Here is a 16,819-nt window from a genome sequence, read left to right as displayed (position 1 = left end):
GCGCGGTGCCTCGAATCGGGATTATTGCTGCATATTCGTAAGAATACGGACCACCTCGCAGCCGACGCGGGCGTCCGGGTAGATGTCCTGCTTGGCCGAACGGACGCGGACCTGGATGACGCGCGGATCGCGCATCGCCAGTGCGGCGACCTGCTCGCACAGCACTTCCTGCAGCTCGAAATGGCGCGAGCGGACAAGGGCGTGGATGCCCTCGCGGAGAAAGTCGTAATCGACCACCGCGTCGATCCGGTCCTCGGGCACGTCGGGGTAGCGGCAGGTCATCGCCACGTCGATGCGGACGCGCTGGGGGGCGGCGCGCTCTTCCGGGTGGATGCCGAGGCCCATCGAGACCTCCAGCGCTTCGAGATGGATCACATAGTCAGGCATCGGGGCGGTGCTCGCGTCCTTCGAACATCACGTCGCTGTCGCGCGCGAGGAAATGCTGGCCGCAATCGACATAGACATTCTGCCCGGTGATGCTGCGGCATTCGAGCAGGTGCGCGACCGTGGCGGCGATGTCGGCCGGGTCGACCGGGCGGCGGAGCAGGTTCTGGGTGCCGGTGCGGGCGAATTCCTCCGCGCTCTGGTCGAGGCTGGGCAGGGTGAGCCCAGGGGACACCGCGTTCACCCGCACCCGCGGTGCCAGCTTCTGCGCGAGCATGTGGGTGGCGCCCTGGAGCGCCAGTTTCGAGCAGGTATAGCTGAAGAAATCCGGGTTGAGATTGCCCACCTTCTGGTCGAGCAGGTTCACCACAGCACCTTCCGCCAGATCCGGCTGTGCGGCCAGCGCCATGGCGAGCCCGACAGGTGCGGCGAGGTTCACGTGCATGTGACGGTCGAGCAGCGCGTAATCGGCGATCGGCGCCTGATCATAGGCGAACAGCGATGCATTGTTGACCACTGCGTCGAGCGGGGCACCGAAGGCCGTGCGGCACGCCTCCACCAGTGCAGCGGGGGCCGCAGGATCGGCGAGTTCGGCGCAGACGATCGCGGTCGACGCGCCTGCCGCGCGGAGCTGGGCGGCAAAGGCTTCGGCTTCGTCGGGCGAGTGATGGTGGTGGATCGCCACGGCCCATCCGCGCGCGGCCAACCCCCGGCCGATCGCTGCGCCGATCCGCCGTGCGCCGCCCGTGACCAGCACCCGCCCGGGCATCAATAGCCCATCAGCTTGAGCACTTCGGCCCGGCTTCGCTCGTCCTCGCGGAACACGCCCATCATCCGGCTGGTAACCATGCCCACGCCCGGCGTGCGCACGCCGCGGCCGGTCATGCAGCCATGCTGTGCCTCGATCACCACCGCGACGCCTTGCGGGTGGAGATGGTTCCAGATGCAGTCGGCGACTTCCGCGGTGAGCCGTTCCTGCACCTGCAGGCGGCGGGCGAAGGCATGGAGGACGCGCGCAAGCTTGGAGATGCCGACAACATGGTTCCTGGGCAGATAGGCGATCGATGCCTTGCCGGTAATCGGCGCCATGTGGTGCTCGCAATGTGACTGGAAGGGAATGTCCTTCAACAGCACGATCTCGTCATAGCCGCCGACTTCCTCGAACACGCGCGACAAATGGTGCGACGGGTCTTCGCCATAGCCGGCGCAATATTCCTTCCAGGCGCGAGCGACGCGCTGGGGGGTGTCGAGCAGGCCCTCGCGATCGGGATCGTCGCCGGTCCAGCGGATCAGCGTGCGGATCGCCTCGGCGACATGCTCGGGCACGGGGATCTTGGGCGGGGGGGCGACGATGTCACCGTCTACAGGGTCATGGTGAGGATCGTGCATGTCTGTCTGTCCTTTCGCCGCGCGTGGCGGATTCGGACTGCAGAAACAGCAAAGTGGCTACAGGTGCAACCCAAGGTCAGCGTTCGAACAGCCGATCGAGCGGGCCGTCGGCCAGGCACCAGAGCAGCGCGACGAGCGCGGCGCAGGCGAGGCCGGCGGCGGGCGACGCGATCGCCACGGCGACGCCCGCCAGGTAGAGGCAGCAGGCAAGCATGCTCTTGCGCAGCGTCCGGCGGTGGTAGCGCTGGGCTTCGGCCGACTGGGCGCCGGTGCGCCGGATCACCCGCTGCAGCCAGTTGTAGGCGAAGGAGGGGAGGAGCATCACCTGCATGTACAGCAGCGTCGCCTCGCCGCTGAAATGCTGCTCGCCCAAATAGGCGGTGGCGAAGGGGATCAGGGACAAGGTGAACAGCAGCACGATGTTCGACCAGAGCAGCGCGTTGCCGGCGCGGGTGGCGAACTGGAAGAGCTTGTGATGGTTCACCCAGTAGATCGCCACATAGACGTAGCTGAGTGCATAGGCGAGGAAGACCGGCCACTGCGCGGCCAGTGCACGCAGCCCCGGCGCCTCGGGCGCGTGCAGTTCCAGCACCATGATGGTCACGATGATGGCGATCACGCCATCCGAAAACGCCTCGACGCGCTTGGCACCGTCGCGGCCTTCCTGGTCCTGCATATCCGTCCTCCTGCCCGCGGCCGTGGTGGCGCAGGCAGGAGGACAGGGCAATCAAACCAAGGGTTTACTTGGCCGAGAATGCCGCGTTGATGTGCAGCTTCACTTCGTCCGAGACGAAGGGGACGTATTTGTCCATGCCGAAGTCGCTGCGCTTGATCGCGGTGGTCGCCTCGAAGCCGAAGTTCAGCTTCTTCGACATCGGGTTGGTGCCGGCGCCGACGAGCGTGGTGTCGAGCGTGACGGGCTTGGTGACGCCGTGCAGCGTCAGGTCGCCGGTGATCTGCGCCTTGGTGCCGGTGACGACGACCTTGGTCGAGACGAAGCGGATCGTCGGATACTTGGCCGAATCGAAGAAGTCCGGCGAGGCGAGGTGCTTGTCGAGCGCCGCGACGGTGGTGACGATGCCGCTGGTGGGGATGGTGATGTCCAGCTTGGCGTCGTTCGGCTTGGCCGGATCGATCGTCAGCGAACCGGTGGTGCCGCCGGCCTGGCCGGTGAACTGGCTGAAACCGAAATGGTTGACCTGGAAGTCGACCTGGGTGTGACCGGTGTCGACGACATAGGTACCGGCGGGAACGCGGCTGGCGTCGGCTTGGCCGGGAAGTTCCTGGGCGAAGGCGACCGGAGCGGTCGCGAAAAGAGCGAGGGCAATGAGAGCGCGCATGACTGTTCCCCTTGGGTGGTTGCGTCATGCACGTAATGCGGCCGCCGGCTGCGCAAAGCTAGTGCGCAGCCGGCAACCCACGGTTTCCGCTCGTGATCAGTTCTTCGACTGATCGACCAGCTTGTTGGCGCCGATCCACGGCATCATTGCGCGCAGTTCGCTGCCGACCTGCTCGATCTGGTGGCGCTTGGCGGCGATGCGGCTGGCCTTCAGCTCGGGCTGGCCGGCGCGGTTGTCGAGCACGAAGTCCTTGACGAAGCGGCCCGACTGGATGTCCGCCAGCACGCGCTTCATTTCCTTCTTGGTCTCTTCGGTGATGATGCGCGGGCCGGTCTTGATGTCACCATATTCGGCGGTGTTCGAGATCGAGTAGCGCATGTTGGCGATGCCGCCTTCATACATCAGGTCGACGATGAGCTTCAGTTCGTGCAGGCACTCGAAATAGGCCATTTCGGGAGCATAGCCCGCCTCAACCAGCGTCTCGAAGCCGGCCTGGACCAGCGCGGTGGTGCCGCCGCACAGCACGGCCTGCTCGCCGAACAGATCGGTCTCGCACTCTTCGCGGAAGTTGGTCTCGATGATGCCCGAGCGGCCGCCGCCGACGCCCGACGCATAGGCCAGCGCCACGTCATGCGCGTTGCCCGAGGCGTCCTGGTGGATCGCGATGAGGCAGGGGACGCCGCCGCCGCGGACATATTCGCTGCGCACGGTGTGGCCGGGACCCTTGGGCGCGATCATGATCACGTCGATGTCCGCCGGCGGCTCGATCAGGCCGAAATGCACATTGAGGCCGTGCGCGAAGGCGAGCGCCGAACCCGGCTTCATGTTGCCCTTGAGGTCGGCGTCATAGATCGCGGCCTGGTGCTCGTCCGGCGCCAGGATCATCAGGATGTCGGCCCAGGCGGCGGCTTCCTTGTTCGGCAGCACCTTGAAGCCGGCGGCTTCCGCCTTGGCGGCCGAGGTCGAACCCGGGCGGAGGGCAATCGCGACTTCCTTGACGCCCGAGTCGCGCAGGTTCTGTGCGTGCGCATGGCCCTGGCTGCCATAGCCGAGGATGGCGATCTTCTTGTCGGTGATCAGGTTCAGATCGGCGTCGCGATCATAATAGACACGCATGGTGGTATTCTTCCCTTTCAAATCAGCGGTGCGCGGATGCGCGGAAAATGTCAGGCGGCTTCGCGCCCGCGCGAGATCGCGACGATACCGGTGCGGGCGACTTCGATCAGCCCCACTTCGCGCATCAGCTCGACGAACTTGTCGATCTTGTCGATCGTGCCGGTGACCTCGAACACGAAGCTGGAGATGGTCGCATCGACCACGCGGGCGCGATAGACTTCGGCGAGGCGCAGCGCCTCGATCCGGTGATCGCCGGTGCCGACCACCTTCACCAGCGCCAGCTCGCGCTCGACATGCTCGCCCTTGGTGGTGAGGTCGACCACCTTGTGGACCGGCACCAGCCGCTCGAGCTGGGCGATGATCTGCTCCATCACCGGTGCGGACGCGAAGGTGACGATGGTGATCCGGCTGATCAGATCGTCGTCGCTGATCTCCGACACGGTGAGCGACGAAATATTGTAGCCGCGCGCCGTGAACAGGCCGGCGATCCGCGCGAGGATGCCGGGCTCGTTGTCGACGATGACCGCCAGCGTATGGCGCTCGATGGCTTCTTCCTTGATGTGCATTTCTACCCCTTCGATCCTGCCCGCGCGGGCAGGATCCAAAATCCGGTCAAACCAGCGCCTTGGCCTCGTCGTCCATCTCGCCGGAGACTTCGCTCGCCTGGAGCAGCATCTCGGTATGGGCCGCTCCGCTCGGGATCATCGGGAAGCAATTGGCGAGCTTCGCCACGCGGCAATCGACCAGCACCGGGCCGTCATAGTCGAGCATCGCCTGGATGCCGTCTTCCAGCTCCGCGCGCTTTTCGATGCGGATGCCCTTCCAGCCATAGGCCTCGGCCAGCTTCACGAAATCGGGCAGCGCATCCGAATAGCTCTCGGAATAGCGCGACTGGTAGGTCAGCTCCTGCCACTGGCGGACCATGCCCATATATTCGTTGTTGAGGATGAAGATCTTCACCGGCAGCCGATATTGCGTAGCGGTCGCAAGCTCCTGGATGTTCATCTGGATCGAGGCTTCGCCTGCGATATCAATGACCAGCGCATCGGGGTTGCCGAGTTGCGCACCGATCGCAGCGGGCAGGCCATAGCCCATCGTGCCGAGACCGCCGCTGGTCAGCCACTTGTTCGGCGCTTCGAAGCCGAAATGTTGGGCCGCCCACATTTGGTGCTGGCCGACCTCGGTGGTGATGATCGGCGCCCGGTGCTTGGTCGCCTCGTACAGCGCGCGGATCGCCCGCTGCGGCATGATCGCCTCGCCCGCCTCCGGGAAGTCGAGGCAGCGGCGCGCACGCCAGCCCTGGATGCGGCTCCACCACTCGCCGAGATCGGGCTTGGGATGGGCGCGAGCCTTCCAGCTCTCGACCATCGCGTCCAGCGCCCGCGCGCAATCGGCGATGATCGGCAGATCGACGCGGACATTCTTGTTCACGCTCGACCGATCGATATCGATATGCACCTTGCGGCTGTTCGGCGCAAAGGCATCGAGCCGCCCGGTGACGCGGTCGTCGAAGCGCGAGCCCACCGCGATGATCAGGTCGGCCTGGTTCATCGCCATATTGGCTTCATAGGTGCCGTGCATGCCGAGCATGCCCAGCCACTGGTCCGACGAGGCGGGCAGGGCGCCCAGGCCCATCAGCGTCGAGGTGACCGGCGCGCCGGTCAGCGCCGCCAGCTCGCGCAGCAGGCGCGTGGCTTCGGGCCCCGAATTGATCACGCCGCCGCCGGTGTAGAAGACCGGGCGCTCGGCCGCCGCCAGCATGTCGACCGCTTCCTGAATCTTCGCCGCTTCGGGCTCGGTGGTCGGGCGATAGGTCTTGTGCTGGATCGGGCCCGGCGCCTCGTAGCGCGCGGTGGCGACTTGGACGTCCTTGGGGATGTCGATCACGACCGGGCCGGGGCGGCCCGAGACCGCGATATGGAATGCCTCATGGACGGTCGCGCCGAGCAGTTCCGGCCGCTTCACCAGATAATTGTGCTTGGTGCAGTGGCGGGTGATGCCGACCGTGTCCGCCTCCTGGAAGGCGTCGGTGCCGATCAGCGTCGTCGGGACCTGCCCGGTGATGACGACCATCGGGATCGAATCGAGCAGCGCATCGGTGATGCCGGTAATCGCGTTGGTCGCCCCCGGACCCGAGGTGACGAGGACGACGCCCGGCTTACCGGTCGAACGCGCATAGCCTTCGGCGGCGTGGGTGGCGGCCTGTTCGTGGCGGACGAGGATGTGCTTGATCCGGTCCTGCTTGAACAGGGCGTCGTAAATCGGAAGCACGGCACCGCCCGGATAGCCGAACACGACTTCCACCCCGAGGTCGGTCAAAGCCTCGATCAGGATGTCTGCGCCGCTTTTCTCGGTCACCTTTGCCTCCACGCATTCGAAAAATGGTATACAGTGCGGAAAGTGCTCCGCCGGAGAGAGGCTGCTACTCGCACGAATATGATGCGTCAACCCCTATTGAAATAATTTCCTTTCAATCTTGCTCAAATTTTCGTACGTATCTGTCTCCGCTGTCACCTCCCACCCCCCTGGAGGCTGGCGGCGGAACCAGGTGTACTGGCGTTTGGCATATTGGCGGGTGGCGGTGGCGCCCGCTTCCTGCGCCTGGTCGGCCTCCCATTCGCCCCGCAGCATCCTGCCGATCTCGTCGACGCCGATCGCGCGCAGCACCGGCGCGTCGGCGGGCACGTCGGTGCGGGCGAGCAGACCGCGCACCTCGCCCTCGGCGGTGGCGAGCATGGTTGCGAAGCGGCGATCGATGCGCTCGCCCAGCCAGGCGCGATCGGGGAGCAGGATCATCGCGGCGAGCCGGACCTGGTCGCCGATCCCGCCCTCGCGGCGATCCTGCCACTCGGTGAGCGTGCGACCGGTCGAGCGCACGACCTCGAGCGCGCGGGCGACGCGGGTGGTGTCGGTCGCATGCAGCCGCGCGGCGGCGGCCGGGTCGGCGAGCGCCAGTGCGGCATGCGCTTCGGCGACGGGCAGGGCGCGGATCCCGGCGCGGATGGCGGGGTCGATCTCGGGGATTGGCGCGATACCGTCGATCAGCGTACGCAGATACAGGCCGGTACCGCCGACCAGGATCGGCAGGCGATCCTCGGCATGCGCCTCGGCTATCGCGGCGCGGGCCTCGGCAGCCCAACGCGCGGCGGAGCAGGCCTCGGCGCCGTCGATATGGCCGAACAGCCGGTGCGGGGCGCGGGCCTCTTCCTCTGCGGAGGGGCGTGCGGTGAGGATGCGGAGATCGGCATAGACCTGCATCGAATCCGCGTTGATCACGGTGCCGCGATGCTTTTCGGCGAGCGCCAGCGCCAGCGCGGACTTGCCGCTGGCCGTCGGCCCTGCAATGAGCGCGACGCGCGACAGCCCAGGGGAAATCATGTTCATTGCGACGCTGATAGCAGAAGGTCTCACGTCAGGGCAGCTGGAGGCGGCCAAGGATCGCCTTTCGGCGGCGGGCTGCGCGGCGGGCGCTTGGCGCTGGCTCGACGAGGGCATTGCTGCGGACCTGCCGTTCGCTAGTCAGCCGGACGCCGCGCGTGCTGCGCTGGAAGGTGCGATCGCCGGGGCCGACGTGATCGTGCAGGCAGATGCGCATCGCGAGAAGAAGCTGCTCGTCGCGGACATGGATTCGACGATGATCACCGTCGAATGCATCGACGAGCTGGCTGATTATGCCGGCATCAAGCCGCAGATCGCCGAAGTGACCGAGCGGGCGATGCGCGGCGAGCTGGACTTTGCCGAGGCGCTCGATGCCCGCGTCGCGCTGCTCAAGGGCCTCCCCGAGAGCGCGATCGACCAGTGCCTCGCAGAGCGCGTGCGGCTGATGCCCGGCGCCCAGGCGCTGGTGCAGACCATGCGCGCGCGGGGTGCTCACACGATCCTCGTCTCGGGCGGCTTCACCCGCTTCGCCGAGCCGGTTGGCACGCAGATCGGCTTCGACCGCCGCATCGCCAATGTGCTGGAGATCGACGGCGGCAAGCTCACCGGCACGGTCACCAAGCCGATCGTCGACAGCAGCACCAAGGAAACCACGCTGCTCGGCGCGATGGCCGAGCTGGGCCTCGCCCCGGAGCAGACCATGGCGGTGGGCGACGGCGCCAACGACCTGGCGATGATCCGCAAGGCCGGGCTGGGCGTCGCCTACCACGCCAAGCCGATCGTCGCCGCCGCTGCCGGCGCCCGGATCGACCATGGCGACCTGACGGCGCTGCTTTATGCTCAGGGCATCGCCCGCGCCGACTGGGTCACCGCCTGAGGCCTCAGCGTACCCCGCGGCCGAAGGTGTAGCTGAGCGCGAGGCCGCCCGAGAACTGGTTCTTCGAGCCGAGCCGTTCGGTGACCGGCGACCGCGATGCGTCGCCGGTCAGCCGGTCATAGGCGAGATAGCCGTACAGGCCCCAGCGCTTGCTCAGCTGGCGGATGGCGGTAGACGCGAGGCCGACGCTGCGCACGACATTGTCGCCGACCCGGTAAACCGGAATTCCCACGGCGGCGGCGTCGCGCTGGGTCACGCCGAAATAGGCGCGGCGATATTTGGCGTCGGACAGGTTCACGCGCGGCCCGACTGCAACCAGCCAGCGATCGCCATCGCGCTGGACATAATCGAGCGCGAGCATGCTCACCACGCCCTCATGCCCGCTAACGCCCTTGCGCAGTTCGCCATAGGCACGGAGCTGCGGCGTCAGATAATAGCCGGCGAACACACCGGGTTCGACGGAGAAACCAACCTTGCTCAGGTCGGCGCCGACTCGCTTCTGGGTGCGGGCGCTTTGCAGACCGATGGCAATGCCGGCCTCGAAGCCGTGCCGGTCGTACAGCGTGATATTGGGGCTTTCGTCGGCCGCCTCATATTCGAACTGGGCATCGCCGCGCGCGGTGGCGAAGTCGAACAGCGGCCGCACCGCATTGTGATCGGCGCCGGGATAGCTCGGCACCGCCTGCGCGCCGATCGCGATGCGGTACCGACGGGGGGCCTCTTCGTCCGTGTCGGACTGCGCATGGGCAGGCGGTGCCAGCGCGAGCAGCAGGCCCGCATACATCATGGATCGTTGCATGTATTTTCTCCCCGTCAGCGCTGCACTGCCATGCAGGGCTTGATCGCGCCACAGGCTTTTTCCGCCTCGGCCTGGGAGGGGAAGGGTCCGATCAGTAAGCGCGTGAGCTGGCCGGACTTGGAATAAGTGGGCTGGCGCCCGGGGAAGCGGGTGCGGACCTGTCCCCAGAGCCGCTCGGCATTGCCCGGCGTGGCAAAGGCGCCGAGCTGAAGCCGCCAGCTGCCGGTGGCGCGCGGCGGTGGCGGTGCGGCCGCGACGGTCGGCTTAGCCGCGCGGGCGACGGCGACCGGCGGTGCTTGGCGGGCAGGGGTGCTCTTCGCGACCGGGACGGCGGCCGTGCGCGTCTCCTTGGCGTAGCGCTGCGCCAGGGCCTGCGCCTGCTGGCGATCGAGAGCCGGGATGTGCTGGTCCATCTGCGCCAGCGTTCGCGTCGCGGCGTCGAGCCCGCCGGCCGAGGCGCGGAGCATCAGCGCATAGGCGCGCACCCAATTTCTGGCGACGCCGTCGCCGTTGAACAGCATCACGCCGAGCAGATACTGCGCGCGCGGCTCGCCGTTAGCGACGGCCCGCTCGAGCCACGGCACCGCGGCTTCGCGCTTGCCGTTCTCGAACAGCATCATGCCGTAGTTCGCCTCGCCCAGATCATGCCCCTGCAGCGCGGCGAGGCGATACCATTTCTCCGCTTCGACCATGTCGACCGGGACTCCGCGGCCGAGCTTGTAGATCTGGCCGACATTATACTGCGCGTCGGCGTCGCCCTTCTCCGCCGCCGGGCGCCAGGCCTGCATCGCGCCGGCATAGTCGCCGCGATTATAAGCATCGACGCCCGCCTTTACGGCGGCGTCCTGCGCGAGCGCCGGCGCGGGGAGGGCAAGGCTGGCGAGGAGCAACAGGGCGGCAGTCAGGCGCAAGGCGAATCCCCTTTTGGTCGGCCGTTCGGAAGCGGCGCCCGTGGCTTAGCGGCTTAGAAGGCCCTCGTTAACTCGATCTTATCCGCGGCCGTGGCAAGCGAGTTGCGAGTTTCCGTCGACGTCGAGAGGGTAGATGCGCGTTCTGGCGCTGGCTTCGCAAAAGGGTGGATCGGGCAAGACGACCTTGTCCGGCCATCTGGCGGTGCAGGCGCAACGCAGTGGCGCCGGCCCGGTGGCGATGATCGACCTCGATCCGCAAGGCTCGCTGACCGACTGGTGGAACGAGCGCGAGGCCGAACTGCCGGCGCTCGCGCAGACCAGCGTTGCCCGGCTCGCCGCCGATCTCGAGCTGCTGCGCCAGCAGGGGTTCAAGCTGGTGGTGATCGATACCCCGCCGGCGATCACCCCCGCGATCCTCACCGTGATCCAGGTCGCCGAACTGATCGTCATCCCGACGCGGCCGAGCCCGCACGACCTGCGCGCGGTGGGCGCCACCGTGGAGCTGTGCGAGCGCGCCCACAAGCCGCTGCTGTTCGTGGTCAACGCCGCCACCCAGAACGCCCGGATCACCGCCGAGGCGGCGCTGGCCCTCTCGCAGCACGGCACCGTCGCGCCGATCATGCTCCACCACCGTACCGATTTTGCGGGCTCGATGATCGACGGGCGGACGGTGATGGAGGTCGATTCCGGCAGCAAGTCCGCCGCCGAGGTCGAGAGCCTCTGGGCCTATGTCTCGGACCGGCTGGAGAAGAATTTCCGCCGGACAGTCTTTGCTGCCCCCGCGGCGGCGGCCCCGTTCGCCGCGGCGCGGCCAGCGGGCGGCTTCGGTCGCCGGGTGGTGAATTGAGCGCAATGAACAAGCCGATCGCGTCGCTGAGCGCCGGGCTGCTGGCTCGCAAGGGATTCGCCCGCAAGCCGGTGCTGACGCTATCCGATGGCGATGCGATGGCAGCGCAGCTGGCCCGCACCGCGCGGGCGACCAAGGACAAGGCCGCGTTCACCCTGCGCCTCGATGCCGATCGCCGGCTGCGGCTGCGGCTGGCGGCGGTGGTTACCGGCCGCTCGGCGCAGCAGCTGGTGACCGAGGCGATCGACACGATGCTGGCCGACATGGTCGAGCTGGAACCGCTGGCGCGCCGGATCGGCGCGACCGAAGGACAAGACACCGCATGAAATCCTGCAAACTGCTTTCGATCGGCGCGGCGTTGCTCATGCTCGGCGGCACCGCCGCGACCGGGGTGATGGTGCACGGCGCCGCCTTCGCCACCGTTGCGCCCAATGCCAAGAAGGCGGCGCGCGAGGCCCGGGCGGCGCAAAAGGCGCTTGCCGCGCACAAGGCCGCCGCCGCCGTCGTCCATGCCGAACAGGCGGTGGCGAACGATCCGGAGCGGGGCGACTATCGTACGCTGCTCGGCCAATCCTATCTGCTCGCGGGCCGTTTCACCTCGGCTGCGCAGGCGCTGCGCGACGCGCTGGCACTGAACCCCGAGGATGGCCGCGCGGCGCTCAACCTCGCGCTAGCCAGCATCGGCACCGGCGACTGGGGCGGCGCACGCACGCTGCTTCAGGCGCATGCCGCGCGCATCCCCGCCGCCGATCTCGGCCTCGCGACCGCACTGGCGGGCGATCCGAACGCCGCGCTGGAGATCCTCGCACCCGCGGTGCGCGCGCCCGAGGCGACGGCCCGGACCCGGCAGAATTTCGCACTGGCGCTGGCGCTGGCCGGCCGCTGGGGTGAGGCCAAGGCGGTCGCGGCGATGGACGTCGCGCCCGACCAGCTCAATGCGCGCATGCTGCAATGGGCGAGCTTTGCCCGGCCTGCCAATGCCTATGACCAGGTCGCCGCGGTCCTCGACGTGCAGGCGGTGCAGGATGCCGGCCAGCCGGTGGCGCTCGCGCTCGCCAAGCAGCCCGATTTCGCCGCGATGGTCCCGGAACCCACGCCCGTGGCAACGCCGGAACCCGAACCGGAGCCGATCCCGGTCAGCGATCGCGTACCTACGCCCATGTTTACGCCCGCTCCGGTGCGCGTGGCGAAGCCGAGGTCGATCAAGCCGCTGGCGTCCAAGCCGGCACCTGTGGTGGCCGCCACCGGACCCTATGTCGTCCAGCTCGGCGCCTTCGCCAATGCCGGCGTTGCTCGCGATGCCTGGCAGAAGCTGCGGAGCCGAGTCTCGGCACTGCGCCCCCTCAAGCCGCAGGGCGCCACCGTGCCGAGCGGCACAGCGACGCTGTATCGCCTCTCGGTGGGCAGCTTTGCTCGCAAGGATGCCGAAGGACTGTGCCGCACGGTCAAGACCGGCGGCGGCACTTGCTTCGTCCGCATGGCGGCGGGCGATGCGGTGGCGACTTGGTACAAGCCCGCGTCCCGCGTCGGCATCGCCGCGCGCTGATCATTCAGACCAGCGCGCCGCCCTTGTAGAGGTGCAGCACCCGGCCCTGGGTCGGCAGGCGGTCGAACGGCGTGTTGCCGGCGCGCGCGTTCATCTTGCGCGCGTCGATCACCCAGGGTGTTTCCGGATCGAGCACGATCAGATCGGCCGGCAGGCCAGGCTTGAGCGCACCGCTCTCCAGTCCGAGGATCTTCGCCGGATTGGCGGCGAGCAGCGCGAACAGCTGGTCGAGGCCGAGCTTGCCGTCGCGCACCAGCGTGAGCGACAGCGCCAGCAGCGTTTCCGCACCTGCCATGCCCGGCTCGGAATCAGCGAAGGGCAGGCGCTTGGCCTCGGGCCCGCGCGGATCATGGCCGGAAGCGATCACGTCGATCGTACCGTCGGCCACGGCGAGCAGCGCGGCCTGGCGATCGCTCTCGTCACGCAAGGGCGGCGAGAGGCGCGCGAAGGTGCGGAAGTCGCTGATCGCGATGTCCGACAGCAGCAGGTGCGCCGGCGTGATGCCGCACGTAACCTGCACGCCGCGACGCTTGGCGGCACGGATCAGGTCGAAGCCCGCCGCCGTCGTTACTTGGCGGAAGTGGAGCTTGGCGCCGGTTTCCTCGGCGAGCATCAGGTCGCGCGCGATGGCGAGCGGCTCGGCGATCGAGGGCGCGCTCGGCAGGCCGAGGCGGGCGGCGGTCTCGCCCGCGGTGGCGACGGTGCCGTCGGCCAGCCCGCCATCCTCGGCATGGGCCACGACGGTGAGGTTCAGGTCGCGTGCGTAGAGCAGCGCCTTGCGCATCGTGCCGGCGTTGGCGATCCAGCGGCGGCCGGTGGCGATGGCGCGGGCGCCCGCCGAGGCGTTGATCGCGATTTCGGCCAGATCCTCGCCGTTGAGGCCCTGCGTGGCGGCAGCGAGCGGATGGACCCAGAGCTGCGGCTTGCCCGAGACGGCGGCGCGGCGGACGATGCCGGGATCGTCGAGCACCGGCGACTGGTCGGGCATCAGGCCGACGCGGGCGATCCCGCCGAAGCGGCAGGCGCCCTTGTCCACCGCGAATACGCCGAGGTCGATCAGCGCGGGGGCGAGGACCTTGCCGGCCACGTCGACAATCTCGGTGTCGGCAGGCGCATCGACCTGACCCACGGCCGCGATCGTATCGCCCTGGACGAGCAGGTCGCCTCCGGAGATCCCGCCCTCGGGGCAGACCAGCTTGGCATTGCGGAAGAGGATGCTGCTCATGCCCAGCCCTCCACCCCGCGCGACCGCCTTGTGAGCACGTCGAGGCAGGCCATGCGCACCGCCACGCCCATTTCCACCTGCTCGGTGATCGCGCTGCGCTCGGGATGGTCGGCGACGATCGAGTCGATCTCCACCCCGCGGTTCATCGGGCCCGGGTGCATCACCAGCGCGTCGGGCTTGGCCCGGGCGAGGCGTTCGGGGGTGAGGCCGTAGCGCATGTGGAACTCGCGAGTCGAAGGGATGTAGCCGCCGGCCATGCGCTCGTTCTGGACGCGGAGCATCATCACCACGTCAGCTCCTTCCAGCGCGGCATCGAAATCGGTGAAGGGGGTGACGAACATCCGGTCCATCGCCGGCGGCATCAACGTCGAGGGCGCGACCACGCGCACCTCGGCTGCCAGCGCGGTAAGGGCGAGGATGTTCGAGCGGGCGACTCGGCTGTGGAGAATGTCGCCGCAAATCACCACGCGTTGACCTGCCACCGATCCGCGGCGACGGCGGATGGTGAGCGCGTCGAGCAGCGCCTGGGTGGGATGCTCGTGCCAGCCGTCGCCGGCGTTGAGCACCGGGCAGTCGACCTTGTCCGCGATCAGCCGCACCGCGCCCGAGCTCGCATGGCGGATCACGATCACGTCGGCGCGCATCGCGTTGAGCGTGACGGCAGTGTCGATCAGCGTCTCGCCCTTCTTCACGCTGCTCTGCGCGGCGTGCATGTTGACGACATCGGCACCCAGCCGCTTGCCCGCGATCTCGAACGACAGCAGCGTGCGCGTCGAATTTTCGAAGAAGGCGTTGATCTGGGTGAGGCCTTCCAGCCTTTTGTCGCTCTTGGCGCGGCTGCGATTGGCCTCGACCCATTGTTCCGCCTCGTCGAGCAGGAACATGATCTCGTGGGGCTGGAGTCCCGAAATGCCGGTGAGGTGCCGGTGCGGGAAAACGGCGCTGCCCTGTATCTGGGCACCGGGGCGATGATCGGAGGTGTGCATTAAAGCCGCCGCCTAGAGCGGGGGCGGGCCGGGCGCAAGGCCGCGACTCCGCCCGCCCGCGTTATGCGGCCTTCTTGTCGAACAGCGACAGCAGGATCTTGGGCTGATCGTTGGCGATCGACAGGGCCTTGGCGGCGAGCTGCTGCTTGATCTGCGCCGACTGAAGCTTGGCCGATTCGACGCCAAGATCGGCATCGACGATGTTGCCCACCGCGATATCGAGCACGCCGCCGAGCTTGGTGTTGAACAGGCTGGCGATGTCGAACGAGCGCGCCTTGGTGCCGAAATGGCTGAGCGCTTCGTTGACGCGCCCCTTGGCGCCGTCGACTACGCCGATCGCGCTGCCAAGTGCGCCGAGCCAGTCGACCGAATCGAGCCCCAGACCCGTGGTGGAGAGGTCGCGCGAGCCGATGCTGATCTTCTCGCCCTTGAGACCGACCGAGACGTCATAGTTGAACGGCACGGCGCCCCTTGCCTGGCTCGTCGTGGCGCTGGTGGAAACGCTGGCGATCGGCGCCGTCTTGTCGTTGAGCGCGACGCCGGTCACTGCCCATGCGGTGCCCGAGTAGGCGCCGTTTGGGTTGAAGCGGAAGCTGAGATCGCCCTTGCTCGGGTCATAGTCGAAGCTGACGATATTCTCGCCGCTCACCGCCTTGCCCGCCGAAACCGCGCCGCCGCCCGCGGCATAGCTTTGCCCGGTGGCGGCGATGCGGGTGCCGTTCTGCCAGACTTCCATCACGTCGCCGTCGCCGAACGCGTTGAACGCGACGTCCATGCGGCCGGCCTGTTGGCCGCCGGGGACGGTGTAGCTGGCGCTGGCATTCTCCGGCGGCGTGCCGAGCGCCTTGGCGGCGCGTTCGGGGTCGCCCGCGTTTGCGCTCGGGGCGTCGGTGGTGACGGTCTGGAGCGTGCTGCCGGTGCCGTTGCTGGTCAGCGTCGATGCCGGCGGCAACGCGGCCATGGTCGGCAACGTTGGCGGGGGGTAGGCGGACGGCGACAGCGTCGTCACCGTCTTGGTGGTGGTCACCGTCGCCGGACGGCCGGTCAGCAGGTTGATGCCGTTGAGATTGCTGTTCTTGGCGATCGTGTTGATCTGGTCGACCAGCGCTTTGACGTCGCGGGAGATCGAGTCCTTCGAGCCGGCGTCGTTGCCGGTGAGGCTCAGCGCCTTTTCGCGGATGCTGTTGAGGATGTTGCTGATCTGCTCCGCACCGGCAGTGGCGACATCGCGCACCGACCCGGCATTCGCCATGCTCTTGCCGATCGCGCGGCGCCCGTCGGCGTCGCTGCGCAGTCGCTGGGCGGTAGTTTATTCGGCGCTGTCGTCCTTGGTGCTGTTGACGCGCTTGCCGGTCGCGATCCGCTCCTGGTGGACCTGCACTTCGGCGGTGGCAGCGTTGAGCGCGCGGACCGCATCCGCAGCACCGGTGTTGGTCAAGATCGACAGCATCTTTCAACGTCCCCCTGTTGATGGGAGGAGGTGTATCCTAGTCAGGGTGAAAGGATCGTGTCTTTCAGGCTTCGCCCGAAGAAAAAGTCACGTGTTTACCAAGCCATCGATGGCACCTTGCAGAATATAGGCGGCCGCCATCTTGTCGATCAGCTCGGCGCGTTTGGCACGGCTGGCATCCTGTTCGATCAGCGCGCGCTCGACCGCGACGGTCGACCAGCGCTCGTCCCACATCAGGATCGGAAAGCCCAAGTCCTTGAGATTGCGGGCAAAAGCGCGCGTCGACTGGGTGCGGGGGCTGTCGGTGCCGTCGAGGTTGAGCGGCAGGCCGATCACCATTCCGCGGACCTGCTGGGCGGTGATCAGCTCGACCAGCGCCGCCTTGTCCTTGGTGAACTTGCTTCGCCGGATCAGCTGGGCCGGGCTTGCGAAGCTCCAGCCGGCGTCGCACAGCGCGGTGCCGATCGTCTTGGTGCCGACGTCGAGGCCGATCAGGCGGCCGCCTTCCGGCAGCACTGCACGGAAATCGCTGGGAACGGTGGTGATCACCGCGCGGCTATAGGGGAGGCGG

Annotated in this window: 19 protein-coding genes and 1 pseudogene; 4 read left to right on the top strand and 16 right to left on the bottom strand. The window is 67.7% G+C overall.

The genetic code is table 11. The annotated features are described in order from the left end of the window. Positions 1–21: 21 nt before the first annotated feature. From CA234_RS06400 to miaA, 9 genes are all read right to left on the bottom strand, one after another. A complete protein-coding gene (locus CA234_RS06400) occupies positions 22–387 on the bottom strand; it encodes a dihydroneopterin aldolase (RefSeq protein WP_125973485.1) in 366 nt (121 codons plus the stop codon). Then, positions 380–1,153: an SDR family oxidoreductase gene (locus CA234_RS06395; RefSeq protein WP_126001161.1), complete on the bottom strand. Its 774-nt coding sequence runs from the start codon at positions 1,151–1,153 to the stop codon at positions 380–382. Before CA234_RS06395 ends, CA234_RS06400 begins: the two co-directional genes overlap by 8 nt. Further along, a complete protein-coding gene (gene folE / locus CA234_RS06390) occupies positions 1,153–1,773 on the bottom strand; it encodes a GTP cyclohydrolase I FolE (protein WP_125973481.1) in 621 nt (206 codons plus the stop codon). Before folE ends, CA234_RS06395 begins: the two co-directional genes overlap by 1 nt. A 76-nt stretch (positions 1,774–1,849) precedes the next feature. After that, the gene (locus CA234_RS06385) at positions 1,850–2,449 is read right to left on the bottom strand and encodes a TMEM175 family protein (protein ID WP_126001160.1); all 600 of its coding nucleotides are present in this window, start codon (positions 2,447–2,449) and stop codon (positions 1,850–1,852) included. Between the two features lie 64 nt (positions 2,450–2,513). Next, complete coding sequence (locus CA234_RS06380; RefSeq protein WP_125973477.1) at positions 2,514–3,113, bottom strand: YceI family protein; 600 nt, start codon at positions 3,111–3,113, stop codon at positions 2,514–2,516. 96 nt (positions 3,114–3,209) lie between these two features. Then, positions 3,210–4,229, bottom strand: a complete 1,020-nt coding sequence (gene ilvC / locus CA234_RS06375; protein ID WP_125973475.1) for a ketol-acid reductoisomerase — start codon at positions 4,227–4,229, stop codon at positions 3,210–3,212. 50 nt (positions 4,230–4,279) lie between these two features. Next, positions 4,280–4,795 carry an acetolactate synthase small subunit gene (gene ilvN, locus CA234_RS06370; RefSeq protein ID WP_064309708.1) on the bottom strand — a complete coding sequence of 172 codons (516 nt, stop codon included), beginning with the start codon at positions 4,793–4,795 and terminating at the stop codon, positions 4,280–4,282. A gap of 46 nt (positions 4,796–4,841) precedes the next feature. Beyond that, positions 4,842–6,587: an acetolactate synthase 3 large subunit gene (locus CA234_RS06365; protein WP_125973473.1), complete on the bottom strand. Its 1,746-nt coding sequence runs from the start codon at positions 6,585–6,587 to the stop codon at positions 4,842–4,844. A 93-nt stretch (positions 6,588–6,680) separates the two neighbouring features. Next, positions 6,681–7,613, bottom strand: coding sequence for a tRNA (adenosine(37)-N6)-dimethylallyltransferase MiaA (gene miaA / locus CA234_RS06360; RefSeq protein WP_125973471.1), 933 nt, complete (start codon positions 7,611–7,613; stop codon positions 6,681–6,683). On the opposite strand from miaA, the gene serB reads away from it, so the two are divergent. Beyond that, a complete protein-coding gene (gene serB, locus CA234_RS06355; RefSeq protein WP_125973469.1) occupies positions 7,606–8,484 on the top strand; it encodes a phosphoserine phosphatase SerB in 879 nt (292 codons plus the stop codon). The two genes, miaA and serB, sit on opposite strands and share 8 nt — an antisense overlap. Positions 8,485–8,488: 4 nt before the next feature. Here the strand turns inward: serB and CA234_RS06350 are convergent, their stop codons facing one another. Together CA234_RS06350 and CA234_RS06345 are read right to left on the bottom strand one after the other, a co-directional pair. Then, on the bottom strand, positions 8,489–9,283 hold the full coding sequence (locus CA234_RS06350; protein WP_126001159.1) for a MipA/OmpV family protein: 795 nt from the start codon (positions 9,281–9,283) through the stop codon (positions 8,489–8,491). Between the two features lie 14 nt (positions 9,284–9,297). Continuing rightward, positions 9,298–10,194, bottom strand: a complete 897-nt coding sequence (locus CA234_RS06345; RefSeq protein WP_125973465.1) for an SPOR domain-containing protein — start codon at positions 10,192–10,194, stop codon at positions 9,298–9,300. A gap of 133 nt (positions 10,195–10,327) precedes the next feature. On the opposite strand from CA234_RS06345, the gene CA234_RS06340 reads away from it, so the two are divergent. The 3 genes from CA234_RS06340 to CA234_RS25155 are packed head-to-tail and all read left to right on the top strand — an operon-like array spanning position 10,328 to position 12,587. Continuing rightward, positions 10,328–11,041: a ParA family protein gene (locus CA234_RS06340; RefSeq protein WP_125973463.1), complete on the top strand. Its 714-nt coding sequence runs from the start codon at positions 10,328–10,330 to the stop codon at positions 11,039–11,041. Between the two features lie 5 nt (positions 11,042–11,046). Further along, the gene (locus CA234_RS06335; protein WP_125973461.1) at positions 11,047–11,367 is read left to right on the top strand and encodes a hypothetical protein; all 321 of its coding nucleotides are present in this window, start codon (positions 11,047–11,049) and stop codon (positions 11,365–11,367) included. Next, positions 11,364–12,587: an SPOR domain-containing protein gene (locus CA234_RS25155; RefSeq protein ID WP_126001158.1), complete on the top strand. Its 1,224-nt coding sequence runs from the start codon at positions 11,364–11,366 to the stop codon at positions 12,585–12,587. The genes CA234_RS06335 and CA234_RS25155 overlap by 4 nt, the downstream gene beginning before the upstream one ends. 4 nt (positions 12,588–12,591) lie before the next feature. Here the strand turns inward: CA234_RS25155 and CA234_RS06325 are convergent, their stop codons facing one another. The 5 genes and pseudogenes from CA234_RS06325 to ruvX all read right to left on the bottom strand — a co-directional run bounded on the left by CA234_RS06325 (position 12,592) and on the right by ruvX (position 16,797). Beyond that, entirely contained in the window at positions 12,592–13,812 is a 1,221-nt protein-coding gene (locus CA234_RS06325) for a dihydroorotase (RefSeq protein ID WP_126001157.1), read from the bottom strand. Continuing rightward, on the bottom strand, positions 13,809–14,798 hold the full coding sequence (locus tag CA234_RS06320; protein WP_084581839.1) for an aspartate carbamoyltransferase catalytic subunit: 990 nt from the start codon (positions 14,796–14,798) through the stop codon (positions 13,809–13,811). The genes CA234_RS06325 and CA234_RS06320 overlap by 4 nt, the downstream gene beginning before the upstream one ends. 61 nt (positions 14,799–14,859) lie before the next feature. Further along, positions 14,860–15,534 carry a flagellin gene (locus CA234_RS25320; protein ID WP_241213316.1) on the bottom strand — a complete coding sequence of 225 codons (675 nt, stop codon included), beginning with the start codon at positions 15,532–15,534 and terminating at the stop codon, positions 14,860–14,862. Positions 15,535–15,849: 315 nt separating this feature from the next. Beyond that, positions 15,850–16,248, bottom strand: a pseudogene (locus tag CA234_RS25315) (flagellin); the annotation flags it as partial. Positions 16,249–16,335: 87 nt separating this feature from the next. After that, the gene (ruvX, locus tag CA234_RS06310) at positions 16,336–16,797 is read right to left on the bottom strand and encodes a Holliday junction resolvase RuvX (protein WP_126001155.1); all 462 of its coding nucleotides are present in this window, start codon (positions 16,795–16,797) and stop codon (positions 16,336–16,338) included. Between the last annotated feature and the right edge of the window lie 22 nt (positions 16,798–16,819).

It is taken from the genome of Sphingomonas sp. ABOLE (assembly GCF_003950455.1).
In the GTDB taxonomy this organism is placed as follows: Bacteria; Pseudomonadota; Alphaproteobacteria; order Sphingomonadales; family Sphingomonadaceae; genus Sphingomonas; species Sphingomonas trueperi.
This window is presented reverse-complemented; position numbering and strand designations above follow the sequence as displayed.